This window comes from Vibrio sp. 9-16B-A1, assembly GCF_056726165.1.
The window spans coordinates 475,007-501,424 of record NZ_JBSDZD010000001.1; the positions used below are offsets into that span (position 1 = coordinate 475,007).

The following is a 26,418-nucleotide window of genomic DNA, read 5'->3' on the forward strand; positions in this document are numbered from 1 at the left end:
GCAGAATTTTTACAGTGATCAGATAAGATGTTTCAAGATAACCCATTACTCGCCCAGCTAAAGCAACAGATCAAAGAAACCCTGCCAACGAAAGAAGGCACGATTAAAGCCACTGATAAAGGCTTTGGTTTCCTGGAAGTTGACAGCAAAACCTCTTTCTTTATCCCACCACCGTACATGAAAAAGTGTATCCACGGTGACAAGGTTGAAGCCATCATCCGTACCGAAAAGGATAAAGAAGTTGCAGAGCCGGACAAACTGCTCGAGCAGTCACTGACCCGCTTTATCGGCCGCATCAAAATGTTCAAGGGTCGCCTGAACGTCGTTCCTGATCACCCGCAGCTGAAAAGACTGTCACTGAAAGCCAAAGCAAAGAAAGGCCTGAATCCTGAAACCCTGGCCGAAGGCGACTGGGTTGTGGCTCACCTGACGCGCCACCCGCTAAATGGTGACAAAGACTTCTTTGTGGAAGTATCCGAAAAGATCACCGACGCCAACGACAAAATCGCACCATGGTGGGTAACCCTGGCACAAAACGACCTGCCAAACTCAGAGCCGGCAGGTATCGACAACTGGCAGCTGAACGATGACGCCGACCTTGAGCGAATCGACATGACTGACCTGCCGTTTGTGACCATCGACGGCGAATCGACCAAAGATATGGACGATGCCCTGCACGCGAAGAAAAATGAAGATGGCAGCTTCTCGCTGACCATCGCAATTGCAGATCCAACGGCCTACATCGCACCTGAATCTGAGATGGACAAAGTTGCCCGCGAGCGCGGCTTCACCATCTACCTGCCTGGCCGCAACATTCCAATGCTGCCACGCGAACTGGCCGACGAGCTGTGTTCCCTGCATGAAGGTGAAGTGCGTCCGGCCCTTTGCTGCAGCGTAACCGTATCGGCAGACGGCGTTATCGGTGACGATATCCGCTTCTTTGCAGCAAACATCAAATCTCACGCACGTCTGGCTTATGACCACGTTTCTGACTGGCTGGAAACCGGCAGCAGCGACAAGTGGCAGCCAGGCGACGAAATTGCTGAAGTGGTACGTGACCTGTACGCCTTCTCTCTCGCCCGCGCTGACTGGCGTGAAAAGAACGCAGTCGTATTCCCGGACCGCCCGGACTACCGCTTTGAGCTGAGTGAAGATAACGACGTAGTTGCGATTCACGCCGACTCTCGCCGCAGCGCAAACCGTCTGGTAGAAGAATCAATGATCACCGCCAACATCTGTGCCGGTGAGTCTCTGAAAGCCAAATTCGGTACTGGCGTGTTCAATACTCACGCAGGTATTAAAGAAGAGAAGCTGAAAGACGTACTGGAGCTGGTAAACCCGGAAGGTGAACTGCCGTTTACCGAAGAGAGCGTAGCAACTCTTGAAGGCTTTGCCGAGCTGCGCCGCTGGCTGGGCAACCAGGAAACCATGTACCTGGACAACCGCATCCGTAAACACCAGACTTTCAGCGAAATCGGCAACCAGCCGCTTGAGCACTTCGCTATGGGCCTGCCTATCTACGCGACGTGGACTTCTCCTATCCGTAAATACGGCGATATGATCAACCACCGCATGCTGAAAGCGCTGATCATGGACAAAGAGCCGGTACAGGTACCGGACGAGACCGTAGGTGAAGAGCTGGCGCTTCACCGCAAGCACCATAAGATTGCCGAGCGCAACGTCGGTGACTGGCTGTATGCACGTACTTTCGTCAACGCACCAAAAGAAGAGACCCGCTTTACCGCAGAGGTCTTTGACGTAAACCGTGCCGGCGTTCGTGTTCGCCTGCTGGAGAACGGCGCTACCGCATTTATCCCGAGCTCACAGATCATGGACAACCGCGAGCGCATCGAATGCAGCGCAGAAACCGGTCAGGTGATCATCGACAAAGTAGTCGAGTGGCAGCTCGCAGATACCCTGGAAGTAGTGCTGATTGATGTCAATATTGAGACACGCAGCCTTGTTGCTAAGCCAACAAAGATATTCCCTGAGCTCCCAGAGAAAGTCGAAATAGCACAGTAAAATCAATAACATAATAACGCCCTCGACCGAGGGCGTTTTTTTATCCTGAAAGAACAAAAGGTTTAATTGTATATTCCTATCAATAGCTTAGACTGTATCTTACACCTCTTGTATCGAAACCTGCTATCGATCATAATTCCGCGCCGCCGGCTTGATTTCGTCTCCGGCTTAGAAATAATTAACACTAAGCAGCACCACAACAGAGCAGCATTATGGCAAAACTATCCCTTCAGCACTTTACTCAGTTCTACCAGCGTAACCGCGACCGCTACGACACCGCGAATCCGGTTATCTTTTATGTCCAGAGTGGCTACGCCTCATTTGTCTTTCCGGACGGGATCAAAGGCGAGCTGAAACAGGGCGAATTTACCCTGCTGGATATTGCCACCCTGTCTGACGTGCAGACCCGCGGCGATGAAGAAGAATTCCGCGCCATCGGCGTTCACATGGATACCGCCCTGCTTCGTGGCCTGTCTGCCGGCAATCAGGAGTACGTGTTCGGTGAAAGCGAAAACGTGTTTGCCAGCTTTGACAGCAGCCACTACATGGCGCACTCCCTGCTGGATCTGCTGATCACTACCATGGGCGACAAACGCCCGACCGAATCCACCGAACTGCTGGCCCGTTCGCTGATCAGTGAAATGCTGGCGACGTATCCTAACCTTCGCCGACTGATCCACAACTCTTTTGAGCTCAAAGTCAGCCAGAAAGTGATTCAGTACATCGAGCAGCACATTCGCGATGAAATCTCGCTGGAAGGGGTATCACGCAGCCTGAGCATGTCTCCGGCCACCCTGAAGCGACGCCTGTCCGCCGAAGGCCTCTCCTTCTCTAACCTGCTCAAGGAAAAGCGCATCAACTATGCGGCCAACCAGCTGCGTGCCTCACCAGAGTCTATCTGTGAGATCGCTTTCCAGAGTGGCTTTAAGAGCGCAGCGCACTTCAGTACTGCGTTCAAGAGTGTTCAGGGCATCACACCAAAAGAGTTCCGCGCCCGCATCAACTGGAACCGCGAAGCGCTCCGTCCGCATCACAGCTGATACCCTGGCGTGTTAAACCCGGGCTCTGAAACCAAAACACCTCCTGAACGGAGGTGTTTTTGATTCGGGAACGGAAAAACATCAGTACCAGATACAGTCTTCCCTGTCGTGTTCAACGACGTTCATCAGCGCAGATACGTCCGAATGGCTGGACAGAACCGGATGCTGACTCCAGACCTTTTGCAAACCGCTGCTGTCCCGTTTACTGATATACAGATGCCAGTGATGATTGTTCGGCTCAAACTCAATTTTCGCCACCTGACAGGAATAACTTGGCGCGCTGGAATCAAGCAGGAAGAATGCCTTAGTAAACACTACTCCGGATTCAATCAACTCATAATACGCCTTACCATGTTCCACCGGAACGCTCTGATTTCTCTGCTCACACAGACGGTGAGCCAGTTTCTCCAGCCGTTGACGTTCAATGTCGCTGCACAACATACGCCTTCCTTTTTTTGCCATTATAGTCAACATTCTAGACACTTAACCCCGCACTGTATGTGATTTAAGAAGCGGATTGGGTAAATCACGATCCTTGCAACAAAAGTGTAACCATTACGACATAGTATAAAGCGCAGTTAACCCCCCTACTGTACCCAAATGGAGTCTATCTATGTTTCGAGTCGCGGCAGCCACTCTTTTATCTGTTCTGGCATTTGGCGTTTCCGCCAAGGAAGTCAATATTTCCGGTTCCACCTCGGTTGGCCGCGTTATGGACGTACTGGCTGAACAGTACAATGTCAGCCACCCGGAAACCTATATTGCAGTACAGGGAATCGGCTCAACAGCAGGTATCACCATGGTCAACAAAGGCGTGGCAGAAATCGGCATGAGTTCCCGCTACCTGACAGAAGCCGAATACAATGAAAAACTTCATGTTTCACCGATCGCGTTCGATGGCCTGGCGGTCGTGATCAACAAAACCAACCCGGTAACCAACCTGACCCGTGAGGAACTGACCCAAATCTATCAGGGCAAAATCACCAACTGGAAACAGCTTGGCGGCAACGATAAGAAAATCGCGGTCGTTACCCGTGAAAGCTCATCGGGTTCACGCTACAGCTTCGAAAGCCTGCTGGGGCTGACCAGAGTTATCAAAGGCCGCATGGTGTCTGACATCAGCGCAGAAAACCTGGTGGTAAACAGTAACAGCATGGTGAAGACCATTGTAAACCACAACCCACAGGCTGTTGGCTTTGTCTCTCTTGGCTCAGTAGACCACTCGGTTAAAGCCATTTCTTTTGAAGGGGTGCAGCCAACCTCTAAAGCGATTGCCAACAACAAATACGAACTGGCACGGCCATTCCTGGTACTGTACAACGAAGACAAGATCACCAAAGACGGCGAATCGTTTATTTCATTTATCCTGTCTGACCAGGGCCAGGCATTGATCGCAGATTACGGCTATACCCCGGCAAAGAAATAACCCCCTAAAACGCGAAAAGGAGCCAAACGGCTCCTTTTCCTGTCTTTAGGCTGCTTATCAGATAACCAAACGGATCACCGACACCACCACACAGCCGGGACGACGAATGCCTTCGATCTCTACCTTAATTTCGCGTTCGATTTCCAACCCTTTGCTGACCGGCGTCACCTTTAACAGTGTGCTGCGCGCGCGAACCCGGTTACCGGCTTTAACCGGATAAGGAAAACGCACCTGGTTCATGCCCACATTAACCGTCATCTTAGCGGTCGGGAACTGAGGCTTTTCCGGATCAACGGCATCGGTCAGACGCGGCAATAGTGACAGCGTCAGGAACCCATGCGCAATAGTGGTTTTAAACGGAGACTCACCCGCCGCCCGCTCAGGGTCGGTGTGGATCCACTGCATATCTTCGGTCACCTTACCGAAAGCATCAATGCGCTCCTGATCTACGGTGATCCAGTCACCCACATGAATCTCTTCACCAATCTGCTGCTGCAGCTCATCAAACAGCGCCTGGCCATCTTCACTCAGAACGATAACTGGCTTGGCACTCTCTTCATTCACCGCCGGCTGCTGGTAGTCGCGGATCCACGGAAAGATTTGATGAGTCTGAGCTTTGTGAACAAAATCGCTCCAGTATTCCCGAAGCGTTGGCGACATCAGATCGCGCAGTTCGCGCAAATCATCCAACGGATGCTTTTTCGCCAACATTTCACTTTTATGCTTGAGAATATCAACAACTTTCATATCTGACCTTGCTAAAAATACCTGTCTCCATAGGAGAATCACAGGCTTATACTGAATGAAAACCGGATTACAGGCAATTTCTTTCGGGCGAACACGCGTATCCTGAGCTCTCAATTAACCATAAATAACAATGAGATACCCAATAAAACAATATTTTATTAATAACTTTGCAATTATGTTTTTGTTACAGAATTTCTACCACTCAGATCACAAATCTGAACAAATACTCTATTTCGTCAAAACCACCCTGTCTCATAAACATAGCAAATAGCATTCCGCTTTCACTACGATATGCCCACAGGCTCACTTCTTCATCCGGGCAAAAAAAACATCACTTCGGAAGCAAAAACATCAGACTGATTAACCTTTGATCGAACGACCCGTTTTTTCTAAAAATATCCTTTACATAACAAGGGATGTTTCTTACTATACGCCCCGCAACGGAGAGATGGCTGAGTGGTTGAAAGCACCGGTCTTGAAAACCGGCATACGTTAATAGCGTATCTAGGGTTCAAATCCCTATCTCTCCGCCACATTCTAAGAAGCCGCTGTTTTTACAGCGGCTTTTTTTCGTCCTGAGAACGAGGATAGAGGGATTTGATGTTAATCCCCCCTGTTCCTTGTCTGGCTCCACCACATTCGAAGAAGCCGTTGAAGATCCCTGCCGAGCCCTTCTATTCCCATGCCATTCCTGCAATGTCCTGATCACCAGGCTCGTTAAACGTCACTGCGACATAATCCTGGTCCGTTCTGAATGCATGTACCAGGCAAGATGCGCGACGGCCAGCAAATAAGGCCGGCAATATTGATTAAGTGAAAGTGAGAGCGTACTATTTGTGCAGGTTCGTTGGAAACCTGCCTCGCGAAAACGAAAGTACCAACATTTACCTCATAACACTGCAAGCATTTCACTTGCATATCATCTCACAGCCGATAGCGAGCAGGCTGACTATAAGGAGAACGATATGCGTCATCAGGAAACAAACGATCTTAAGTTGTGGCTTCGGGAAGCAAAACTGCTGCAAAGAGCGGCTCTGTCATCCTCGCTTTCGCAATCACTGCCTGTACTCCGGCGGCTGATCAACTCTGAAACTCTGACAGGTATTTCATTGCCTGAGTTAAAGAACAAAACCAACATTATTCAGCGTAAACACATACTAAATATGCTGGCTGCAGAGAACGGTGCTGGCTCATGGGCTGAGTTCCGGAAAATGGTCTAGGCATCTCCACAGGGTGAAATGCAGCCATACAGCATTGAACTGCGTAATGCCGGCTATCCGGTTTTATGGTTCCCAACCCAATCAGAAGCTCAGGCATATTTAACCCAACACAACGGAAAGCTGGTGAAAGTTGGCAGCCAGGCAGTCGTCATACCTGCAGAAACAACAGCATAATTCCATAACAAAAAACTCTGAAACGATATGGGGATCGCAGGATTTAAGCAACCTGAACTTATATGAAAATATCACTACGCCAGCCCGGGAAGCTTAAACGCTCCCGAGCTGGCGTTAAAACCTTAAAAATAATATTTCAGCCCAAGACTCAACATATAAAACTCATAATGATGCAGTCTTACCGAATCCTTATTACCGCTTTTAGATGTAGTGATATTTGAGCTGCTTAGCTCTCCGGTTACAGCCAAACGATATCTCGCAGCAATGAACAACTGCGGCAATATCTCATAACCGGCCTCCAGACCGACCTGACCACATGGTTCATACGAGGACAAATCGTAGAGCCCCAGGCCAGCAAAAAGTCCTGCATATAGCTGAGGTGTTATCTGACCGTCTAAGAAAACATTGATGAAAACTGCTGATGCACCATCAAAGTAGAGATACTCTCCTTCAAATCCCCCTATACTGCCAGCCCCAGGTGAAGCGTATCCAGCGGTGATGCTATATGCTGAAGCAACGCCTTGTGTTCTTTCCGTTGTGCACCTGCCTCCTCCCCATATTCCTGAAAAAATGTTCATGCCAGAATCGTCTTCATAACAGGCTGTAATATGGCTGTTAATACTGGTTTCATAACCAACATAAACACCACTCAATTGGTTCGCATGTACCGGAACTACCGTAACACTAAGAGCTATGATAGTTATCAAAAGCTGCTTCATTCTGCCGGACTCCACTGGGGAAAAAAGAGAGCAATATTCAACATCAAGATTAGCCGTTATTTGCGTTGGCTCATGCCTGTTCTGGGAGACGCCGTATATTTGCGATTTAACTGCTCCCTGAATACCTCCGCACCCCGGCCACATACGTCGCCTCAACATTCCTGTCATCCCCCAGCATCATAAGCGCGAACAACTGGTCTTCCAGCTTGGGCGAGTACTGCGCGTGAAGTTTTTGCAGATCGGTAGCCAGCCATTTGAGCACTGCAAAATCGGCTTCTTTGCCTGGGATGAAGTTACCTACTTTATCATCGATGCTGAGCGCTCTTGCTCCGCCTAAGGTGGCCAGGTAGAACCCCATAAAGGCGGAGAGTTTTTCACCCTGCAGCTGCAAGACTTTATAGGCTTCGTTAAGGGTTTGCAGTTGGGAGAAGCTGGTGCCCGCACCAACGTCCGTACCCAGGCCGACGCGGATGTTATTGGCTTCGGCTTTTTCGTAATCAAACAAGCCGCTGCCAAGGAACAGGTTAGAGGTTGGACAAAAGGCAATGACAGAGTCCGTGTCCCGGATTGCCTGCCACTCCTCTGGGGTTAAATGAATCGAATGAGCAAACACGGATTTGGGGCCGGTCAGCCCGTAGTGATGATACACATCGAAGTAATTGCTGTGCCCCGGAAACAGCGACGTCACCCACTCTACTTCGTTCACGTTTTCTGAAAGGTGGGTGTGCACATACACCTCCGGATATTCGGCTTTCAGTTTGCCGGCCAGTGCCAGTTGCTCAGGGGTCGAGGTTGGTGCAAACCGGGGCGTGATCGCGTATTGCAGCCGGGCCTGATTGTGCCATTTTTCAATCAACGCTTTACTGTCTGCGTAGCCTGTTTCCGGAGTGTCCAGCAGATACTCCGGCGCATTACGGTCCATCATCACCTTACCGGCGATAAGGCGCAGGTTCTTATCCTGCGCAGCCTGAAACAGTGCATCCACGGACTGGGGATGGACGGTGCAGAACACCAGCGCACTGGTGGTGCCATTCTTTAAAAGCTCATTGATAAAAAAGGTGGCAATGGCCTGGGCGTGCGCCGGGTCTTCAAACATTTTTTCTGTCGGGAAGGTATAGGTCTCCAGCCACTCCAGCAACTGCTCGCCATAGGCGGCAATCATCTGAGTTTGAGGGTAATGAACATGCGCATCAACAAAGCCGGGAACCACCAGTTTACCCCTCATGTCCTGAATATCCGGGTACAGCTCATTGTCCTCTTCCCTGAACGGCCTGAGCTCGCAGATTAAGCCCTGCTCTACAACCATAAGGCCATCCGGCAGATACTCATACGAATCTTCGGGATTGGCTGATTTCAGCGGATCTTCAGTAAAATGAAGAAAGGCTGAACGAATGCTCACAGACGATGCGGATTTCATAGCTGACTCCTTCCAACGCTTACTCTTTAACTATAATTCACCCCAAAAGGCACGCCACAAACTTACCTGTCCACCAGCGATTTTTTTAAGCAACGCAGTGCACTTAATTTGCCCGCCTCAGCTACGCTTAAGAGAGTCATGAACAAGCAGGCACGTCAGTAAACCGGGGCTATCTTATGGACAACACAGACAACTTCTTTCGTATTGCTCTCGACTCCCTGCCAGAGCAGCTGGCCATTATCGACTCAGAGGGTGAGATCGTGTTCGTCAACCAGAGCTGGCAGGAGTTCGGAGAAACCAATCAGGGTGGCAATCACTGCTGGCAGGGGGATAACTATCTGGCGGTATGTGAACGCTCTGCCTCACAGGGTGACGAAGACGCTGCAAACGTTGCTAAAGGGCTGAGAGAAGTCCTTGCCGGAAATGTGCCCGGCTTTGTTTTCGAGTATCCCTGTCACGGTCCAAAGTCTAAACGCTGGTTTATGATGCGGGTGACGACAATCAATACCGAACAGGGCAGGTTCGTCGTTATCGCTCATCTCAACATCACCGAACGTAAACAGGCTGAGGATAAACTGGCCTGGCTGGCAACACTTGACCCGCTGACGCAGGCTGCCAACCGTTCCAAGTTCGATGAGTTTTTCCTGACCCAGTGGAAAGAACATATGCGGCGGCAACGCCCACTATCCCTGGCCCTTGTTGATATCGACCACTTTAAACTGATCAACGACTGTTTCGGCCATCAATCCGGTGATAAGTGTCTGACTACTGTGGCCGAAATCATGCAGACTCACGCCAGGCGTCCGTGGGACTTATGCGCCCGGCTCGGAGGTGATGAGTTTGCCCTGCTTCTGGGTGAAACCCGCTTAAAAACAGCCCTTGAAATCGCAGACGATATATTGCGTTCAATACGGGAGATCGCTCTGCCCGAAGATGATTCTGAAGAAGCACCAAAACAAATAACGGTCAGCATAGGTATCGCCACTACAACACCCGGAATCGGCTCTGAAATGCTGGATTTGTACTCCGTTGCCGACAGCATGCTCTATAAAGCGAAAAGTGAGGGGCGCAACCGGATTTCATCTCAGGCAGTAGAGAGCAAACAGAAGATATAAGCGGAGATAGTTTCCCCAAACTACCGGGGAAACAGTCTGCTTACCGCCTCCCGGTCAAACCTGTTGCATAACGGGTAATTTGTGAACTCAGCCGGGCACAATCTTATATGCCAATATCCGAAGATGACGGGGCAGCCTGCAAGCAGTATACTCAACCGAAACGCTTGCCATGATGCACGTAATATCGCTGCAGGTTCGACACCCCATCTGGTGTTCTCTTCTGAGTTTCTCCTGACAGCGATTCTTATAATAATTCTATAGCCTGTCTGGAAGGGATAATGAAAACCCGCGATAAAATAATCTATGCAAGCCTGGAGCTGTTTAATCAGCACGGCGAACGAGCTGTTACTACCAATCATATCGCTGCTCATCTCGGTATCAGCCCGGGTAACCTCTACTATCACTTCAGAAATAAAGAAGACATTATCAAGTCCATTTTTCAGGAATATATCTGCTATATGGATGAGTCTTTCCATCCCGCTGACGATAATATTTCTGCTGGCGAGTTTCTCCGCCTCTACTGTGACCAGATTTTTGATGGTATCTGGCGCTTTCGTTTTTTTCACGCCAGTGTACGAGATATTGTTATCCGTGATGAAACACTACACCAGCAGTATCAGGCCAGCCATAAACAACTCAGTGAGCGTGCGCGCACCTCGCTGCTTCGCCTTAAGAAAGAAGGTATCATCGCCATCGACAATGATGACATTGATGATCTGGTTGAGCTGATGAGGCTGGTCGCCGGTTTCTGGATCACCTCCTGGATGGTTAACACCCGAAACCAGTCTATCTCACGCGCTGCCGTATCCCAGGGGGTATTGAAAATGATCGCCCTGCTCAGCCCTTATTCGACAAAAAAGGGTAAGCCGACATTTGATAGTCTGAAAGCTGAATACCGTGCTCTTAAAAACGAACTGGAAGAAAAAGGTGACAGTGAAGAACGGACCCTGATGAAAAGAGGTGACACAGATCAGCGTTCCCTGATCCGCCGTTATGATGAGTTCTTGGGAAAAGGTAAATAGAGATACGAGATTAAGAGGGACGGGGGACGAAGAGCAAAGACGAAATCAAGATCTCTTTGACCAGCCTCCCGTATCTCGTCTCTGATTTCTGTATTCTGGCCTTTAGCAGGCCACTATCTCCTTAATCATAAACTCCCGCCCCCCAAGTAAGCCCCACTCTTCACTCTGGCAGTGAGGACAGCCGGAACGATGCTCAATCACATTAAATACCTTGTGGCATCCTTTACACAGCGCATTGGCTGGCAGCCTTTCAATCTTAAGCCGGGTATTTTCATAAGGCGTGCCGTCTACCGCCGCCGGGTAGCAGGCCTCGATAAACTGCGGCACTACTGAAGAGAGCTCGCCGATTTGCAGCACTATGGTGTCCACCTTTGAAACGCCATTCTGACGTGCAAACCGGTCAACCGTGCGAATTACTTCCATTACCACGCCAAGTTCATGCATAGTCAGACTCCGTTAAAAAGCCGGGGACAGCGCCCCGGCATATTAGGGCGTGTTGAAAACGCCTCTGACTCAGCGGGTTAAAAACGCTGCTTTGATTTGACGAAACGGCTTTTTCACCGCGATTTTAACCTTACGCTTCAGTGCATACTTAATGATGGTCTTCTTCACATCCTTAAGATCCACGCCCTCGGCATCATAGGCCCGCTCCAGAGAAATGGCGTCAAACTTACAGCGGGTAGTACAGGCCCCGCATCCGACGCACATAAACTCATCCGCAACCGCAACGCCACAGCCAAGGCAGCGCTCGGTTTCCGCTTTCACCTGCTCTTCGGTAAAAGTATCCCGCAGATCGCGGAAAGTCTGTCTGGCCTGTTTACCGTCCACATGCGCTATGGTCTGACGGCTGGCATTGTCATAACCGCCAAGCTCCAGCACCTGCTTGTCAAACGAGCGATAATCGCGTTTAATCCGTCCCAGCACCAGACTCTGACCATGCTGCACAAAACGGTGAACAGAAATCGCACCCTCCTTGCCCTGGGCAATAGCATCAATGGCAAACGCCGGCCCCGTCAGGGCATCACCACCGGCAAAGACATCCGGCTGAGCGGTCTGAAAAGTTGCTTCATCGGCGCGGATTGTCTGATTCGGGTTGAGCTCCGCCTGACTTCCTGTCAGCAATTCGCCCCATTCAATCACCTGACCAACCGACAACAGCACATTATCCGCTTCCACCAGCCGGACTTCATCCGGGTCAAAGCACGGATTAAAGCGCCCCTGCTCATCAAAGACCGACAAACATTTCTGGAACTCAACTCCGGTCACCCGGCCATGCTCACTGACGATACGTTTTGGACCCCAGCCGTTATTAATCCCGACTTCCTCCTCCAGTGCTTCGTCCACTTCTTCCTGGTGCGCCGGCATTTCACCAGCCGCTTCAAGACAGTATAGGCTGACGCTATCCCCTTCCAGGCGCACAGCGGTTCTCGCCACATCAATGGCAACATTACCACCGCCGATCACCACGGTTTTTCCACCCAGCGTGCTGCGCTCGCCAAGGTTAACCTCGCGCAGAAAGTCCACGCCACTCATTACGCCAGTGGCATCTTCACCTTCAATCCCCAGACGACGCCCGCCCTGCGCACCCACCGCCAGGTAGAATGCCTGATAGCCTTCGGCGCGAAGCTCATCCAGAGTCGTATCTTTTCCGACATCCACACCGGTTTTAAAAGTCACCCCCAGCTCCCTGAGCACGTCAATTTCGGAGCTGATGACGTCTTTTTCCAGCCTGTATGAAGGGATCCCGAGTGCCAGCATGCCACCGAGCACCGGCTGCCGCTCGAACACCGTGACAGGGTAACCTTCGACCGCAAGAAAATACGCACAGGACAGCCCGGCCGGGCCACCGCCGATCACCGCGATCTTCTTGTCGTAACTGGCTTTGATCTGCGGAACGAAGCGATGCTCTGCATTCATATCCTGCTGGGCGATGAACTTCTTGATATCATCGATGGCGATCGGGTCATCAATGTCGCCCCGGGTACAGTCAGATTCGCACTTCTTCGGACAAATCCGGCCACACACCGCCGGGAATGGATTCTCGTGCTTGATAAGCTCCAGCGCTTCTGAATACTTGCCCTGAGAAGCCAGCTTGATATAGCCCTGAATACCAATGTGCGCCGGGCATTCTGCTTTACACGGACTGGTACCACCTTCGGCTACTACCGCCTTGTTCAGCCGGTAATCCGGGTTCCATTTATCCTCGCCCCACTCCTGGTCGTATGGGAAATCCGTTCTCGGCTGAGGCTGGGCTGCGGTGCCACACAGTTTCTGGCCCAGTTTCAGCGCATTGGTCGGACACGCTTCCACACACTCACCACAAGCCACACACTTCTGCTTGTCCACTTTAACCACATAGTTGGAGCGCACCATATCCGGATTCTGCCACATCTCAGCAAGACGCAGGGCAAAACAGCCACAGCCGCAGCAGTTACAGATAGCGTGGGTTTTGCCCGAACCATCAAGATTGGGAATGCTGTGCATCAGGCCGTTGGCTTCGGCCTTTTTGATCACCTCAAACGCTTCATCACGGGTGACCTTTCGGCCACGCCCGGTGCGGATGTAATACTCCGCCGCATGACCCATCTGAATACACATATCTTCTTTCAGATGACCACAGCCCTCGCCCATGGCTTCACGGGAAGTACGGCAGGCACAGTCTGAGATTGAGAAAGTATCGTTGTCATTAAGGTATTTCGATACCTCTTCATAAGAAGCACTGCGGCTGCTGCCATCAATGGCCGTTTCAATCGGGATCACCCGCATCGGCCCCGAGCCAACCGGGATGTTGCCCGCCGCCAGCGGGCCTTTCTTCTTGCCGAACTCATCAAACGCTGCACCCAGCTGTGGGTATTTGGCGATCAGCTCTTTGTTATTAACGATCATCTCCATGTGGCCCGGTACCCAGACATCAATCCAGTACTTGTCCACCCCGTCGATTTCATTCACAAACGCAGTGCCGGCAACCGCTGATTCCCACAACAGCTTCTCCGTTTCCTCAACGGTTTTTCCGCACATCGGCGCGATTTCTGCTGCGCTTCTTGGCTCTCTCAGCTCAAGGCACAGGGTGGCTTCCGCTACCTCTTCAGAGATGATCGGTTCCAGAATTTTGTATTCCGGGTCATCAACAGTGACACCCGAAGAAGAGCCCCGTTTGGTGCGGCTGATCTTATTGGCCAGATCGAGTACTTTATCCTTAACCATGACAGGCCTCCCCATCCGGCTGCGGCGCTTTCTCTTGCCATTTGGCAACCGTGTTCACCAGCCAGTCAGCCCAGACATCAACCCCTTCGCCGGTTTTGGCGGACACAGGGATAATGGTAATGTTTGGATTCAGCCGTTTAACGCGCGCTTCCAGCACTTCAAAGTCAAAATTAAAGTACTCCATAGCATCGATTTTGTTCACCAGCAGCACATCACAAATGGAGAACATCAATGGGTACTTCAGTGGCTTGTCGTCTCCTTCCGGCACACTCAGGATCATGGCGTTCATCGATGCGCCGGTATCAAACTCCGCCGGACACACCAGGTTACCAACGTTCTCCAGGATCACCAGGTCCAGGCCGTCTGCTTCCAGCCCGGAAAGACCCTGACGTGTCATACTGGCATCCAGGTGACACATGCCACCGGTATGCAGCTGGATCACTTTTGCGCCAGTTTCGGAGATAGTTTTAGCGTCGACATCCGAGTCGATATCTGCTTCCATCACGCCCACGGAAAGCCTCTCTTTCAGCTGCCCGATAGTGCTCACCAGGGTAGTGGTTTTCCCCGCGCCAGGTGAAGACATCAGGTTCAGAAGAAACTGCCCGCGCTCTTTCAGCTCAGTACGCAGCTGCTCTGCCTCTCTGTCGTTATTGCCCAGTACGTTCTCTTTTATCTCTAAAACTTTAAAATTATCCATTGCTCAGCCTTTAATCATGAAAGCCGGACTGAAGCTTTCAGCCCGGCAGAAAATCCGTTTGTTTTAACCGGCGACTACCAGTAACACACCACTTGAAGCCACCATCGCTGCCAGCACTTTCTGTGGCAGATACTGAGCCAGGCGATAACCAATACCGACCAGCATCGCTGAACTGACCAGCATGCCCGGGATAAACTGCATCATGCCGATATCGTGCAGCTCTGCGCCATGTGCCCAGCCGTGAAACAGCACCAGACCAATGGAAATGCTCACCAGCACTGTGCCCGTTGCAGAACGGGTTTGGTACGCTTTCAGAATGGCCACGGCCGCTACAAACGCAGAGCCCAGGATCAGTGCTTCCATTCCGCCAATAACACCAAATAATGCACCCGCTACCGCACCGGCAAACATCGACAGGATCACCCCGCCAGCGAGCAACATGCTCTGTTTTCTGGTCGGAGCCGTGTACGCGAGAACCCCCATCGCCAGCAGAACCAGCAAATGGTCGAAACCTAAAATGGGATGAAGAAAACCATGGGCAAAGGAGTCCACCAGCCCGTGATCACCCACGTGAGCCGATGCAAGAGAAGGGAAAAGTGCCAGTACAGTCCCCGGCAACACAAGATTGCTCTTTTTCATTTTCATAGTGCGTCCTTATTAAAGTAAAAACCAATAATCTGAACGTCCGAAATTATTGGTTTTCACTCTGAAAAAAGGCCGCAGGCTGAACGCCAAAACCGCCTGCGGCCATACGCCAATCTATGACTGGCTGAGCATATCCTCTTTCAGATCTTCATCGGTTGGCTTATCTCCCAGCCAGATCGCCAGCACCGCACGGCGGAACTCCTCACCCGGCGTGACCGACAGTTCGTTACCGTTTTTGTACGCCACGATGCCTTTTTGCGGCACGCTCAGAAAAGTAAACTGATCGCCTTCTTCAATCGGCTCATCGAAGGCGGTCAGGAAGGATTCAATGCTGGATTTCAGCGGGTCGATATTGCCATTGGTTGCCAGCTCAAAGCCGTCATACACTGCTTCGGTCATTTTCTTCGAAGTGATCATTCCCGAAGTGATGTTGAGACGAATCGCCACCGGCTTATCACTGGCCAGCACCTGCTCTGAATCCGACATCAGCGCCGGCGTAAACAGAGAACCCACGTAAAGGTCGACAAAGAACTTACTGCGCACACCCGCGCCGTTAAAGGTCATCTCAGCCCCGTCCAGGGAAATCGTGCCCGGCAGCGTTACACCGGACACTTCTGTATCAGCCATGGCAGGCAGAGAAAAGAGACACGCTGCACCAAGCAGCAAAGCGTTTTTATTCATGGTATATACCCTTGTTTGGGCCGTACCGGCTCCCTGCCGGTACGGGTAAGGAAATAAAGGCAACCGCAGTACGGTGCCTGCCGGTTAAAACGCGTAGTTAAACTCTACCCAGTAGCTGTCATCGGTCGCGTCACTGTTGTCCGACTTGTAGTTAAATCGCACGTTCTGGTGGCTGGTAAACTGGTAAGCCAGAGAAAGCTCACCTTCTACACTCGCCATCTCCATACCGCCATCGAGCACATCCGCATCCCAGCTCTTGCCCTGAATGGAACCGGTGTATCGCGCGCTGCCCAGTACCCACCAGTTATCGTTGATGGTGTAACGCGCATAAGCCATACCTGTCATGATCAGGGATGCCACATCAACCCCGCTGCTGCGAAGACTCAGGGCACCTGCGGTTTTTGGATCCAGGCCGGACTTGGCCAGCAGGTCCAGGTTGTCTTCCACAATCACACCACCCACATACAGAACCGGGAAGATGTAGAAGTCATCCGTTACCGGAATCGTCATCACCGGACCAACCTGCACCGCAGTCATGGTGCCGTAGAACGGGTGCTCACCAATCGCGGCATCAATCGACCAGCCGGTACCGTTGGTGGTATTGATGGTGCCAAAGCGAAGGCGGTAAGAGCTCTTGCTGGTTTCATCATTAAAAGTAGGAACCAGGCCGTATTGTGGGTGAGCAACGGTGCCGGAGAACTTAGGGGTCTTATCACCCTCGTTAAAAATGTTTTTGGCTTCCAGGATCACACCAGTTTTTTGGCCAGATTCACCTTTGGTTTCAGAAAGCATCAGCTGCCCTTTGATATTCATCCCTTCACTGCCGTATGAAACGCCCAGAGAGGTATAAACGTCAGTCGGGTTAGACATATCAATTTCGCTTTTCGCTTCTTCAGCTGCCAGACACAGACCAGGAGCGGTCATAGCCATCACTGCAATGGCAAGGGTTTTCATTTTCATGTTTTCACCTGTTGGATTTTTAAATATTGAAAGTTTTGTTTCCTGGAGCGGCCTTTATATACAGCCGCTCTGTTTTTTATTTATGCGTTCGCTACCTGCTGACGAAGTTTCCATTTCTTACTAAAGAATATGTATGCGTAAACACCATTAATTACGAAGCTTGAAAGACCGGCCAGCAGCATTAATTCATCATTACGTGGCATCATTACCACATTACTTTCGTACATGAACGGGCACGTGAAGTAATACATAAATGAACCTGCCAGGGTAAATGCACGGGCCTGTAGCCAGGTACCTTTCTTGATATAAATAGCTGGAAGCGTGGCTGCGATCAGAACCATTAATTGCGCGGTCGCTGAACCCGGGAAGTTGAGATATACAAACACGATATTCCAGACGTCATAGGCAATAATCCAGAATGAAGTCATCGCCGGCCAAATCATGTCGCGCTCTTTACTCTTGTCTGCGGCAATCTGCGCCCAGCCCGCCAGAGTAATAATCGACAGCACACCACCAATCGCATTCAGAATGTTCGCCAGGTTGCCCATACTGAAGTCCTGCATTACGGCTTCAGAAATGTTGATGGCAAGGAAAGCCGCCGCGCCGAACTTGGCCCACTTCATATCCCCGACTTTGGTAAATCGGATCAGAGTGAACAGCGCTGCTGCGCCAACCACCGAGTAGAGTTTGACCCACTTAAACCAATAGGTCACGCCGTAGCTGCTCCACAATGGGATAAGCACAATCGGCAGTACAAACCAGAACAGGTAGTTGATGTTCTTGTTACGGCGACACAGCTCATTAAGTGCCATCAGGCCAAACAGTACAAAGGTTACGTGCAGCCATGAGCGCCACTGATACCATTTATGGATATTGAAACCGTCATCTTCCAGGGTAAAACGCAGCTCTTCACTGTCTTTTACCGTCATGACTGCGCCATCGAAATCCTTGATTTCATTACCTTCACGGCTTGAGATGGTGACAATCCCATCCTTAACGCGCCAGTCCTGCTGCTCAGTTTTGTTAAAACCGCCTGACTGCTTAGTAACCAGAACGTTGCCGCCTTCTTCAAATTCCAGCCGGTAGAACAGGCTGCCTTCACCTGGTTTACCGTCCCTTGTACCCTGCCAGGTTTCCCCTGCCGGGTTCAGCGACATCTGCTCTGCAGCATTCACCGGCATCACAACAGAGGCCAGCATCAGCAGCGCAGCAAACAGGGCCGCTGTAAAATGTTTAATATTGAGTTTCATATCCGATACTCTCGTCTGCTTCTTCATGTCAGGTGCCCGCAGGCACCTGCTCAGTTTTGTGTTGTTCAGGCTGTGGCTGGTTTTGCCTCGCCCTCTTTGTCCTGCTCAATTTCCGGAGGCGGGTTCTTGCCAAACGGAGGTTCGCCGGTTTCGCTTTGTTTCTGTTTTCGGAAGTACCAGATTGCAAACGGAATATGCAATGCCAGGTTTATCGCACCCCAGTAATAGAGCACGCTGTCATTTGCCCAGCTGGACGAGTCCATAATTGGGGTAAAGATATCGCCCAGCGCACGGACAAGAATATGGAATGCCAGAGTGTAAACACGCGCAATAATATACAACTCAGGGCGACCTTTAATTAATGGGTAAAGTTCTGCTGCCAGCAAAATACAGAATGATGATGCGAAGTAGCCTGCATTTTCACCGTAAACAAACGCCAGGTTCCATGTGGTATACAGGAAGTTCCATGAAGCGGTTGAATAAAACAGAAGATCGTTCGGCTTATCTTTGCCAATCAGCCAGTAACTGCGTTTACCATTCTTATAACGCGGGAATGGAATGGTAATACACAGAATTACACCACACAGGAAGTTAAAGTAATTTCCGGTCACCAGATCTTTTAGTGTTGCTTCTGCGATATTAATAAACAGTACCGCGTACAAAACTTTCAGAACCCAGTCACCACGGAAGAACTTCAGCACGCGGTTTGGGTTGTCATAATAAAGCCAGGCGATCCGCGCACCACCTACGATGATTGCAGTTGGGATCAGTACGCTGACGGTTTTCGCCCATCGGAACCAGCCGTCCAGGTTCTCCGCCCATAGTGGCGCGGTAAACAGTGACAGCAGCCAGAACGCCGCAGTCAGTCTTGGTGTACGTCGCATTGCTTCCACGATAATGAGCAAAATCAGTATGTAAGCGCTCATAGAAACAACATATTGCATAATGGGTATGTCCATTGCCCCCTCCAGGATTGTGTAAGTATTTTCAAATTCGGTTGTCATTGCTGCCCGCTGCCGGCAGTAGTGCCAAAGCTCTACTTTAGAGTCATTGCACTAGACTAGAGCTATTACTCTAGATCTGAAATCGGATCTTTTTTGTGCTCTGGCTCATAAAACAAATCGGTCACATCGGACCAGTTACTGAGTTATTTATAAAAGCGTGAGCAGGCTCCCGTTTGGCTAAATGTTTTCAAATGCGGGGAAAGTGACGCCAAATGGCGCCAAATCACAGAAACTGACAAAAAGGTCACTATCTGTCGGGAAAGTGGGCTAAGTGTTACGTTTGTGTTTAAAGTGGGGCTGATTAGGCATCTTTGTGCTGTGTGCCATATTGTTCGAAACAACGGCAGGAAAGAGGAGTCGCTGCCGCGAGGTGAGTTTTACCCCTGTTGAACGCAGATCCTGAATCGCGCTTTACCTCCTGAGAGCGGGGAAAGTTACCGGGAGCGCGTCCAGGATGACACGATATTTGTTAGTGGTTTCTTGCCGGAAATTGGCTCCTGTATGCTCGGATGGTTTGCTAAATAAAAACGGCCCTGTTTGCAGAACGCACACTGTCCCCACCCACTGTGTCATCCTGAACTCGATTCAGGATCTTCTCACAGCGTGTCGTATGGGTTATGCGCAAGCAATTCTCTGAAATCAAAGCGTTAACCGGGATAACGGTAAGTCTGGTGCCGTCTCTGCCGCGAAGTGGGTTATGCCCCTGCTGAACGCAGATCCTGAATCGCGCTTTACCTCCTGAGAACGGGGAAAGTTGCCGGGAGCGCGTCCAGGATGACACGGTATTTGTTAGTGGTTTCTTGCCGGAAATTGGCTCCTGTATGCTCGGATGGTTTGCTAAATAAAAACGGCCCTGTTTGCAGAACGCACACTGTCCCCACCCACTGTGTCATCCTGAACTCGATTCAGGATCCTCTCACAGCGTGTCGTATGGGTTATGCGCAAGCAATTCTCTGAAATCAAAGTTTTAACCGGGATAACTGCAAGTCTGGTGCCGTCGCTGCCGCGAGGTGGGTTATGTCCCCGTTGAACGCAGATCCTGAATCGCGCTGTACCTCCTGAGAGCGGGGAAAGTTACCGGGAGCGCGTCCAGGATGACACTGTGTTTGTTGGTAGTTTCGTGGATGAAATTAGCTTTTGTGTCTTCCGGATGGTCAGCTTAACGAGAACTGTTTTGTTTGATATGTACTTACGATCCCCTCACAACCAACAACTTCGTGTTACGCTTTATACATAACCAATCACTCAAGGAAGAAACTGATGAAACGGATATTTCAAAAAACACTCGCCACCGCCGGACTGCTCTTTGCGGCGCTGGCTGTTCAGGGCTGCGCGCCGGAAGTAGGCAGCGACGAATGGTGTAAGGACCTGAAGCAAAAACCAAAAGGCGACTGGACTGCCACTGAAGCCAAAGACAACGCCAAACACTGTGTCTTCTGACCGCGTTCTGTAATTGAAAGCGGCCCGGAGCCAAAACAGGAGAAGCGCCTATGATCACCGCAATGTACACCGCACTGCTGGCCCTGTTCTATCTCTACCTGAGCCGGAAAGCGCTGCGGGCCCGCAAGATGGCAAGGATCCCGGTGGGAACCGGAGAGAGTGAAGAGCTGCAGCGCGCGGTGCGGGTACACGCTAACTTTGCGGAGTATGCCCCGTATGCGCTGCTGATCCTGTTTATGCTGGAACAGCTCGGTGGACATCCGGCGTTTATCCATGTCAGTGGGCTGCTTCTGGTCACCGGCCGGACACTGCACGCATGGGGGCTCTCTCAGCTCAAAGAGAACTATCACTTTCGTAAAATTGGCATGGGCTGCACTTTTATCAGCATAGGTGCCGGAGCCCTTTACCTGCTCTGGATCTCGCTGATGAGCTGATACTCTCAGGAAGTTCCACTGAAACAAAACCGCCCGCAATAGCGGGCGGTTTAATGTTATCGGTACAGCTTATCGGAAGTACTCAGGAATAAAGTCCCCGTGCGCTTCAATCAGCTCATCCACCAGTGACCAGATCTGGTCCAGATCCAGTTCCGCTGCGGTGTGCGGGTCCAGCATCGCTGCATGGTACAGGTGTCCGCGGTCACGGGTGGCAAAGGCTTCCACTACCATCTCCTGAACGCCCACGTTAGTGCGGTTCAGCGCTGCAAGATGAGCAGGCATACGGCCCAGTTTCACGGGCTGAAGACCATTGTTATCCACCAGTACCGGCACTTCAACAGCGCAGTCCTGTGGCAGGTTATCAATCAGGCCGTTATTTCGAACGTTGCCATAAATCACCGAAGGTTCACCGGTCCAGATTGCGTTCACTATCTTACTGGCGTACTCATTGCTCTGCTTCACCTCAATGGTTTCAGCGTTGCGGTACTCCTCTGCCTGGGCCTGCCAGCCGGCGATTTGCTCTACACAGCGTTTTGGATACTCATCCAGCGGAATGGAGAACTTCTCCAGAATGTCTTTACGGCCTTCCTTGATAAACCACGGCGTATATTCAGAGAAGTGTTCAGAAGACTCAGTAACAAAGTAACCAAGACGCTTAAGCATTTCGTAACGTACTTTGTTCAGACAACGCGGGTTCCACGGATTCGGTTTCGGATAGTCGCCTTTTTCATAGCCTTCCAGCAGGCGCGGATAGAGCGACTGATAACTGCCGTCTTCCATCTTCTGCTCAAGGTTGAAGTAAAACGCCATGTGATTGATGCCTCCACACACGTAGCGAACCGACTCAGTATCAATATCCAGATCATGGCACAGCTCGTTGACCGTACCCTGAACCGAGTGACACAGGCCAACATATTTGATCTCCGGAGCAAGGCGGGTCATCGCCCAGCTGATCATCGCCATTGGGTTTACATAGTTCAGCATGGTCGCATCCGGACAGGCCTTTTTCATGTCTTCTGCGATATCGAGGAACACAGGAATGGTACGCACCGCACGCATGATGCCACCGATACCCAGGGTATCTGCTATCGTCTGACGAAGACCATACTTCTTCGGAATATCAAAATCGGTAACGGTGGCGGGCTCATAACCGCCCACCTGAAACATGGTCACTACGAAGTCCGCCCCCTCAAGTGCACTCATCCGATCCATGGTCGCACTGATGGTTGGCTCTGCGCCGAGCGTCGCAGCCAGCTTGCGGGCGACCAGAGTGGACTCTTCCAGACGCAGCGGGTCAATATCATGAAGCGCTATCTCACACTGCTTAAAGGCCGGCAGGTGAAGAATGTCCCCCACAATGTTCTTCATAAAAATGGTACTTCCCGCACCGATAAGACACAGTTTTGGTTGTTTCATAATTTCTGTTTCCATAGTTATTGTTGTTTACTGCTGCCGCTATGCTGCGACTTCAAATGCTGCTTTGAGCAATTTGCGCGTGTAATCGGTAGCCGGTGACGCCAGTACTTTCTGCGTGCTGCCCTGCTCAACGATGTTGCCGTGTTTCATCACCACTACCCGGTGACAAAGCGCTTTCACCACCCGCAGGTCATGACTGATAAACAGGTAAGAGAGGCCCTTTTCCCTCTGGAGTTCTTTCAGCAACTCAACGATCTGATTCTGAATCGTTAAATCCAGTGCCGAGGTAGGCTCATCGAGCAAAATCACTTTGGGCTCAAGCACCAGTGCACGGGCAATCGCGATGCGCTGACGCTGACCACCGGAGAACTCGTGGGGAAAACGGTCGAGAATATCGCCGTCCATCCCTGCATCCCGCAGTGCCTGGCGGATTTTCTCCACCCTTTCTTTCTCGTTCGGGTATTTTCGGTTCACGATCAGCCCTTCTTCGAGGATCTGCCGTACCGACAGCCTTGGGTTCATTGACGAGAACGGGTCCTGGAAGACCACCTGCAAATTCTGGCGGATTTGTCTCAGTGCCTCACCCTTAAGCTCATCCAAACGTATTCCTTCCCAGTCCACTTCACCACCCAGTTCGCCTTCATAGAGCAGCTGGAAGATGGCCATCGCCAGGGTGGTTTTGCCTGAGCCACTTTCGCCCACAATGCCCAGTGATTCGCCCTGACGCAGGTCCACATCCAGACCGTTTACCGCCACCAGCTTTTCCTGGGGTTTGCGGCTGAACCAGCCCTTCTTACCCAGCGGAAATTCCACGCTCATATTGCGCGCGCTGAGTATGGTTGTGGCGTCCGCGCTCAGGCTGACCGCCTGTCCGGAGGGCTCAGAGCTGAGCAGCATTTGAGTGTATGGATGAAGCGGCGCGTCAAACAGCGCCTGTGTCTGGTTGTATTCCACCACCTCTCCCTGCTTCATCACGTAAATCTCATCAGCGAACTGACGCACGATGGTGAGGTCGTGAGTGATCAGCAGGACGCTCATATTACGCTCCGCCTGAAGCTGTTTGATGAGCTTGAGGATCTCTGCCTGCACCGTCACATCGAGCGCAGTAGTAGGTTCATCGGCGATCAGCAGCTCCGGATTATTCGCCAGCGCCATGGCTATCATGACCCGCTGACGCTGCCCGCCGGACAGCTGATGCGGGTACTGATCAATCCGCTCTTCCGGCTGAGGGATCTGAACCGAACGCAACAGGTCCAGCACCTGCTCACGACAAGCTTTTTTACTGATGCGGTTGTGAATGGTCAGTACCTCGGCGATCTGAGCACCGACTGTATATATTGGGTTAAGGGAGGTCATCGGCTCCTGGAAAATCATCGAGATCTGATTTCCCCGCAGTGCCGTCAGCTGCTTTTCGCTGCTGGTCAGTATCTCCTGCTGCTGATACCAGACCTGGCTCTTATCACCATAACCGGCGCTTCCAGGCAAAAGCCCCATCAGTGAACGGGCTGAGACCGATTTTCCCGAGCCACTTTCCCCTACCAGCGCGACCATTTTTCCGCGCGGAATGTCATAACTCACGCCTTTCAGGGCCTGTACCGGTCCGCCTTCGGTCTGAAACGTTACGCTCAGATCCTGAACTCTGGCAATTATGTCCTGATTCATCTTATCTCTCCTGGTCTGAGTACGGATCGGCCGCGTCACGCAGACCATCGCCCAGGGCATTGAAGCCCAGAACCGTGATCAGAATGAACACCACTGGTGATAACAACCATGGGTAGGAGCCTATGGTCTGGAACTGCCCGGCAGCATTGAGCAGCGAGCCCCAGCTGAACATCGGCGCTTTAACCCCAACCGCCAGAAAGCTGAAAAAGCTCTCAGTCAGCACTATCCCTGGCAGCATGATGGTTGCCAGCACAATCACATTTGAAGTGACGTTTGGCAGAATATGTTTCAGTACCACCCGCATGTCCTTTGCGCCTACCGAATGGGCGGCTTTCACATAATCGAGCGCGCGAAGGGAGAGCGCCTGAGCTCTCACCTGACGGGCCACAAACGCCCACTGCAGACTGGAAAGGATCAGGATCAGCATGATGAACATGGTCACCGAATCGGCGGTTTGGGGCATCACGGCGATCAGCGCCAGGTAGAGCGGCACTGCCGGGAACGCCAGTGCCAGTTCTGCGATTCGCTGAGTCACGTAATCAAACCGTCCGCCGTAGTAGCCGGAGAGCATGCCCACCAGGGTGCCAACGACCATCACCACCGCAACAACAACAAAAGCAAACAGCAACGTAATGCGGCTGCCAAACAGACAGCGGGCCAGCAGGTCCCGCCCCAGACTGTCTGCGCCAATCAGAAACAGCGGACTTCCGTCTTCCAGCCCGAGCAAATGAGTGGAAAACGTCATACCGAACCACTGGTACTCCCAGCCATCAGCAAGCAGCGTCAGATGAATTTTCCGGCTGGTATCTTCTTCAATAACCGGTAAAAACGTGACCGGATCGAGCGACTCGGTCTGACCATATACAAACGGCCTCAGGCTGAAGTTGCCCTCAGTATCTGTGAAGTGCCACTTTGCCGGTGCAGCATAGACAAAGTCCGCATCCCGCTTCACCGGATCGTTGGGTGAAAAGAACGGAGCAAACACGGTGACCACCATCAGCAGCCCCAGCAGCCAGACGCTCGCCATCGCCATTTTATTTCTGCGAAACCTGCACCATACAAGGCTTGAATAACTTTGCGACATAACTCCTCCTACGAAAGCCGGATACGCGGATCAAGCACCGCCAGCAGAATGTCCGCCAGCAGATTACCGATCACCAGCAGCGCGGCGATCATCAGCATGATGCTGCCGATCACATAGATATCCTGGTCTGCCATCGCGGTGATGATCAGCGGTCCTACGGTTGGCAGGCCCAGTACCAGTGCCGCTTCCATTTCACCGGTGATCATGTATGGCAACGCCACCCCCTGATAAGAGACCAGGCCGTGCATCGCATTGGGCACCGCGTGGCGCATAATCACTTTGCGCTCCGGCAGCCCTTTGGCCCGAGCCGTTTCAACATATTGCAGCTTGAGAACATCAAGCAGGTTGCCGCGCATAATGCGCAGGTTAAATGCCATGCCACCAAACGCGGCAATGGCGACGACAGGCCAGACATGAGCCAGGGTATCGGTGAATTTGGCCCAGGACATGGGCTCAAACAGATACTGGGGAGAGTTCATCGCCCCGAACGAGGCCACATCCCAGGTGAAAATCATGAAATAGACAATAATGATGGTCATCACGAAGCGTGGAACTGTCATCGCGATAAAGGAAATGAAGGTCGCAACCCGGTCACCCAGACGATTCTGATTTACCGCTGCGTACACCCCGGCAATCGCGCCAAACAGGGTCGCACCGATATGGCAACCAAGTGCGATAAAAATGGTCCGTGGCAGCCTTTCGCCCACCACCTCAGTCACCGGCTTGTTATAAGCGAAGGAGTGACCAAAATCGAAATGAAAAACAATGTTGTAAATCCAGTTCCAGTACTGAACCAGTACTGGCTCGTTCAGGCCAAAACGCTCCCGCGCCGCCTGAGCCAGCAGCTCCGCCTGAGCGGGAGAGCTGCCCCCCAGCGTGATCGCCTGATTTTTTACCAGGTCACCGTAGTCCCCTTCGGGCAACTGTATAATCACAAAAGTAATGATACTCAGCACCCACAGCAGACCCGCCGCACCCAGCAGTCTCTTTGCGATAAAACCATACATGAGATTGTCCCCGGAACGGCGGAGCCCGGTGG

General features: G+C 51.5%; 24 protein-coding genes and 1 tRNA gene. 9 read left to right on the forward strand and 16 right to left on the reverse strand.

What is annotated here, in order from left to right; all coding sequences use genetic code 11:
• The first annotated feature begins 27 nt into the window (after positions 1–27).
• Positions 28–2,022, forward strand: a complete 1,995-nt coding sequence (rnb, locus tag ACVB80_RS02225; RefSeq protein ID WP_481079623.1) for an exoribonuclease II — start codon at positions 28–30, stop codon at positions 2,020–2,022.
• A gap of 212 nt (positions 2,023–2,234) precedes the next feature.
• On the forward strand, positions 2,235–3,062 hold the full coding sequence (locus ACVB80_RS02230) for a helix-turn-helix domain-containing protein (RefSeq protein WP_481079624.1): 828 nt from the start codon (positions 2,235–2,237) through the stop codon (positions 3,060–3,062).
• 81 nt (positions 3,063–3,143) lie between these two features.
• Here the strand turns inward: ACVB80_RS02230 and ACVB80_RS02235 are convergent, their stop codons facing one another.
• Positions 3,144–3,503, reverse strand: a complete 360-nt coding sequence (locus tag ACVB80_RS02235; RefSeq protein ID WP_481079625.1) for a DUF3024 domain-containing protein — start codon at positions 3,501–3,503, stop codon at positions 3,144–3,146.
• 172 nt (positions 3,504–3,675) lie between these two features.
• On the opposite strand from ACVB80_RS02235, the gene ACVB80_RS02240 reads away from it, so the two are divergent.
• The gene (locus ACVB80_RS02240) at positions 3,676–4,488 is read left to right on the forward strand and encodes a phosphate ABC transporter substrate-binding protein (protein ID WP_481079626.1); all 813 of its coding nucleotides are present in this window, start codon (positions 3,676–3,678) and stop codon (positions 4,486–4,488) included.
• A gap of 57 nt (positions 4,489–4,545) precedes the next feature.
• Here the strand turns inward: ACVB80_RS02240 and ACVB80_RS02245 are convergent, their stop codons facing one another.
• Positions 4,546–5,235 (reverse strand): MaoC family dehydratase, encoded by a 690-nt coding sequence (locus ACVB80_RS02245; protein ID WP_481079627.1) that lies wholly within the window; start codon positions 5,233–5,235, stop codon positions 4,546–4,548.
• Between the two features lie 442 nt (positions 5,236–5,677).
• On the opposite strand from ACVB80_RS02245, the gene ACVB80_RS02250 reads away from it, so the two are divergent.
• Positions 5,678–5,768: transfer RNA gene (locus ACVB80_RS02250), tRNA-Ser, on the forward strand.
• Positions 5,769–6,200: 432 nt separating this feature from the next.
• The gene (locus ACVB80_RS02255; RefSeq protein ID WP_481079628.1) at positions 6,201–6,455 is read left to right on the forward strand and encodes a hypothetical protein; all 255 of its coding nucleotides are present in this window, start codon (positions 6,201–6,203) and stop codon (positions 6,453–6,455) included.
• A 296-nt stretch (positions 6,456–6,751) separates the two neighbouring features.
• Here the strand turns inward: ACVB80_RS02255 and ACVB80_RS02260 are convergent, their stop codons facing one another.
• Positions 6,752–7,348, reverse strand: a complete 597-nt coding sequence (locus ACVB80_RS02260) for a hypothetical protein (protein WP_481079629.1) — start codon at positions 7,346–7,348, stop codon at positions 6,752–6,754.
• A 106-nt stretch (positions 7,349–7,454) separates the two neighbouring features.
• Entirely contained in the window at positions 7,455–8,765 is a 1,311-nt protein-coding gene (guaD, locus tag ACVB80_RS02265; RefSeq protein ID WP_481079630.1) for a guanine deaminase, read from the reverse strand.
• Between the two features lie 176 nt (positions 8,766–8,941).
• On the opposite strand from guaD, the gene ACVB80_RS02270 reads away from it, so the two are divergent.
• Together ACVB80_RS02270 and ACVB80_RS02275 are read left to right on the forward strand one after the other, a co-directional pair.
• The gene (locus tag ACVB80_RS02270; RefSeq protein WP_481079631.1) at positions 8,942–9,880 is read left to right on the forward strand and encodes a sensor domain-containing diguanylate cyclase; all 939 of its coding nucleotides are present in this window, start codon (positions 8,942–8,944) and stop codon (positions 9,878–9,880) included.
• A 278-nt stretch (positions 9,881–10,158) separates the two neighbouring features.
• Complete coding sequence (locus ACVB80_RS02275) at positions 10,159–10,902, forward strand: TetR/AcrR family transcriptional regulator (RefSeq protein WP_481079632.1); 744 nt, start codon at positions 10,159–10,161, stop codon at positions 10,900–10,902.
• 102 nt (positions 10,903–11,004) lie between these two features.
• On the opposite strand, the gene ACVB80_RS02280 is transcribed toward ACVB80_RS02275, so the two are convergent.
• The 8 genes from ACVB80_RS02280 to ACVB80_RS02315 form a co-directional block, all read right to left on the reverse strand.
• The gene (locus ACVB80_RS02280; RefSeq protein ID WP_481079633.1) at positions 11,005–11,346 is read right to left on the reverse strand and encodes a hydrogenase maturation nickel metallochaperone HypA/HybF; all 342 of its coding nucleotides are present in this window, start codon (positions 11,344–11,346) and stop codon (positions 11,005–11,007) included.
• Between the two features lie 69 nt (positions 11,347–11,415).
• Positions 11,416–14,106 carry an FAD-dependent oxidoreductase gene (locus ACVB80_RS02285; RefSeq protein WP_481079634.1) on the reverse strand — a complete coding sequence of 897 codons (2,691 nt, stop codon included), beginning with the start codon at positions 14,104–14,106 and terminating at the stop codon, positions 11,416–11,418.
• Positions 14,099–14,803: a hydrogenase nickel incorporation protein HypB gene (gene hypB / locus ACVB80_RS02290; RefSeq protein WP_481079635.1), complete on the reverse strand. Its 705-nt coding sequence runs from the start codon at positions 14,801–14,803 to the stop codon at positions 14,099–14,101. Before hypB ends, ACVB80_RS02285 begins: the two co-directional genes overlap by 8 nt.
• A gap of 63 nt (positions 14,804–14,866) precedes the next feature.
• On the reverse strand, positions 14,867–15,448 hold the full coding sequence (locus tag ACVB80_RS02295) for a HupE/UreJ family protein (protein ID WP_481079636.1): 582 nt from the start codon (positions 15,446–15,448) through the stop codon (positions 14,867–14,869).
• A gap of 114 nt (positions 15,449–15,562) precedes the next feature.
• A complete protein-coding gene (locus tag ACVB80_RS02300) occupies positions 15,563–16,129 on the reverse strand; it encodes a chalcone isomerase family protein (RefSeq protein WP_481079637.1) in 567 nt (188 codons plus the stop codon).
• Positions 16,130–16,213: 84 nt separating this feature from the next.
• Entirely contained in the window at positions 16,214–17,089 is an 876-nt protein-coding gene (locus ACVB80_RS02305; protein WP_481079638.1) for a hypothetical protein, read from the reverse strand.
• An 80-nt stretch (positions 17,090–17,169) separates the two neighbouring features.
• The gene (locus tag ACVB80_RS02310) at positions 17,170–18,339 is read right to left on the reverse strand and encodes a DUF5692 family protein (protein ID WP_481079639.1); all 1,170 of its coding nucleotides are present in this window, start codon (positions 18,337–18,339) and stop codon (positions 17,170–17,172) included.
• 65 nt (positions 18,340–18,404) lie between these two features.
• On the reverse strand, positions 18,405–19,298 hold the full coding sequence (locus ACVB80_RS02315) for a hypothetical protein (RefSeq protein ID WP_481079640.1): 894 nt from the start codon (positions 19,296–19,298) through the stop codon (positions 18,405–18,407).
• Between the two features lie 1,305 nt (positions 19,299–20,603).
• Here ACVB80_RS02315 and ACVB80_RS02320 point away from each other — a divergent pair.
• Positions 20,604–20,783, forward strand: a complete 180-nt coding sequence (locus tag ACVB80_RS02320) for a DUF3012 domain-containing protein (RefSeq protein ID WP_481079641.1) — start codon at positions 20,604–20,606, stop codon at positions 20,781–20,783.
• A gap of 50 nt (positions 20,784–20,833) precedes the next feature.
• Positions 20,834–21,217, forward strand: a complete 384-nt coding sequence (locus ACVB80_RS02325; protein ID WP_481079642.1) for an MAPEG family protein — start codon at positions 20,834–20,836, stop codon at positions 21,215–21,217.
• Positions 21,218–21,286: 69 nt separating this feature from the next.
• Here ACVB80_RS02325 and melA read toward each other — a convergent pair whose 3' ends face one another.
• Genes melA through ACVB80_RS02345 form a run of 4 tightly spaced genes read right to left on the reverse strand, consistent with a single transcriptional unit; the run spans position 21,287 to position 26,386 of the window.
• Positions 21,287–22,633 carry an alpha-galactosidase gene (melA, locus tag ACVB80_RS02330; RefSeq protein WP_481079643.1) on the reverse strand — a complete coding sequence of 449 codons (1,347 nt, stop codon included), beginning with the start codon at positions 22,631–22,633 and terminating at the stop codon, positions 21,287–21,289.
• Between the two features lie 39 nt (positions 22,634–22,672).
• Complete coding sequence (locus tag ACVB80_RS02335) at positions 22,673–24,295, reverse strand: ABC transporter ATP-binding protein (protein WP_481079644.1); 1,623 nt, start codon at positions 24,293–24,295, stop codon at positions 22,673–22,675.
• A 1-nt stretch (position 24,296) separates the two neighbouring features.
• A complete protein-coding gene (locus ACVB80_RS02340) occupies positions 24,297–25,379 on the reverse strand; it encodes an ABC transporter permease (RefSeq protein WP_481079645.1) in 1,083 nt (360 codons plus the stop codon).
• 8 nt (positions 25,380–25,387) lie between these two features.
• The gene (locus tag ACVB80_RS02345; protein WP_481079646.1) at positions 25,388–26,386 is read right to left on the reverse strand and encodes an ABC transporter permease; all 999 of its coding nucleotides are present in this window, start codon (positions 26,384–26,386) and stop codon (positions 25,388–25,390) included.
• Positions 26,387–26,418 lie beyond the last annotated feature (32 nt).

Bases quoted from the DNA above. Each gene is read 5' to 3' on its own strand.
- rnb (WP_481079623.1), top strand. From the start codon at position 28: ATGTTTCAAGATAACCCATTACTCGCCCAGCTAAAGCAACAGATCAAA.
- ACVB80_RS02230 (WP_481079624.1), top strand. From the start codon at position 2,235: ATGGCAAAACTATCCCTTCAGCACTTTACTCAGTTCTACCAGCGTAAC.
- ACVB80_RS02235 (WP_481079625.1), bottom strand. From the start codon at position 3,503: ATGTTGTGCAGCGACATTGAACGTCAACGGCTGGAGAAACTGGCTCAC.
- ACVB80_RS02240 (WP_481079626.1), top strand. From the start codon at position 3,676: ATGTTTCGAGTCGCGGCAGCCACTCTTTTATCTGTTCTGGCATTTGGC.
- ACVB80_RS02245 (WP_481079627.1), bottom strand. From the start codon at position 5,235: ATGAAAGTTGTTGATATTCTCAAGCATAAAAGTGAAATGTTGGCGAAA.
- ACVB80_RS02255 (WP_481079628.1), top strand. From the start codon at position 6,201: ATGCGTCATCAGGAAACAAACGATCTTAAGTTGTGGCTTCGGGAAGCA.
- ACVB80_RS02260 (WP_481079629.1), bottom strand. From the start codon at position 7,348: ATGAAGCAGCTTTTGATAACTATCATAGCTCTTAGTGTTACGGTAGTT.
- guaD (WP_481079630.1), bottom strand. From the start codon at position 8,765: ATGAAATCCGCATCGTCTGTGAGCATTCGTTCAGCCTTTCTTCATTTT.
- ACVB80_RS02270 (WP_481079631.1), top strand. From the start codon at position 8,942: ATGGACAACACAGACAACTTCTTTCGTATTGCTCTCGACTCCCTGCCA.
- ACVB80_RS02275 (WP_481079632.1), top strand. From the start codon at position 10,159: ATGAAAACCCGCGATAAAATAATCTATGCAAGCCTGGAGCTGTTTAAT.
- ACVB80_RS02280 (WP_481079633.1), bottom strand. From the start codon at position 11,346: ATGCATGAACTTGGCGTGGTAATGGAAGTAATTCGCACGGTTGACCGG.
- ACVB80_RS02285 (WP_481079634.1), bottom strand. From the start codon at position 14,106: ATGGTTAAGGATAAAGTACTCGATCTGGCCAATAAGATCAGCCGCACC.
- hypB (WP_481079635.1), bottom strand. From the start codon at position 14,803: ATGGATAATTTTAAAGTTTTAGAGATAAAAGAGAACGTACTGGGCAAT.
- ACVB80_RS02295 (WP_481079636.1), bottom strand. From the start codon at position 15,448: ATGAAAATGAAAAAGAGCAATCTTGTGTTGCCGGGGACTGTACTGGCA.
- ACVB80_RS02300 (WP_481079637.1), bottom strand. From the start codon at position 16,129: ATGAATAAAAACGCTTTGCTGCTTGGTGCAGCGTGTCTCTTTTCTCTG.
- ACVB80_RS02305 (WP_481079638.1), bottom strand. From the start codon at position 17,089: ATGAAAATGAAAACCCTTGCCATTGCAGTGATGGCTATGACCGCTCCT.
- ACVB80_RS02310 (WP_481079639.1), bottom strand. From the start codon at position 18,339: ATGAAACTCAATATTAAACATTTTACAGCGGCCCTGTTTGCTGCGCTG.
- ACVB80_RS02315 (WP_481079640.1), bottom strand. From the start codon at position 19,298: ATGGACATACCCATTATGCAATATGTTGTTTCTATGAGCGCTTACATA.
- ACVB80_RS02320 (WP_481079641.1), top strand. From the start codon at position 20,604: ATGAAACGGATATTTCAAAAAACACTCGCCACCGCCGGACTGCTCTTT.
- ACVB80_RS02325 (WP_481079642.1), top strand. From the start codon at position 20,834: ATGATCACCGCAATGTACACCGCACTGCTGGCCCTGTTCTATCTCTAC.
- melA (WP_481079643.1), bottom strand. From the start codon at position 22,633: ATGAAACAACCAAAACTGTGTCTTATCGGTGCGGGAAGTACCATTTTT.
- ACVB80_RS02335 (WP_481079644.1), bottom strand. From the start codon at position 24,295: ATGAATCAGGACATAATTGCCAGAGTTCAGGATCTGAGCGTAACGTTT.
- ACVB80_RS02340 (WP_481079645.1), bottom strand. From the start codon at position 25,379: ATGTCGCAAAGTTATTCAAGCCTTGTATGGTGCAGGTTTCGCAGAAAT.
- ACVB80_RS02345 (WP_481079646.1), bottom strand. From the start codon at position 26,386: ATGTATGGTTTTATCGCAAAGAGACTGCTGGGTGCGGCGGGTCTGCTG.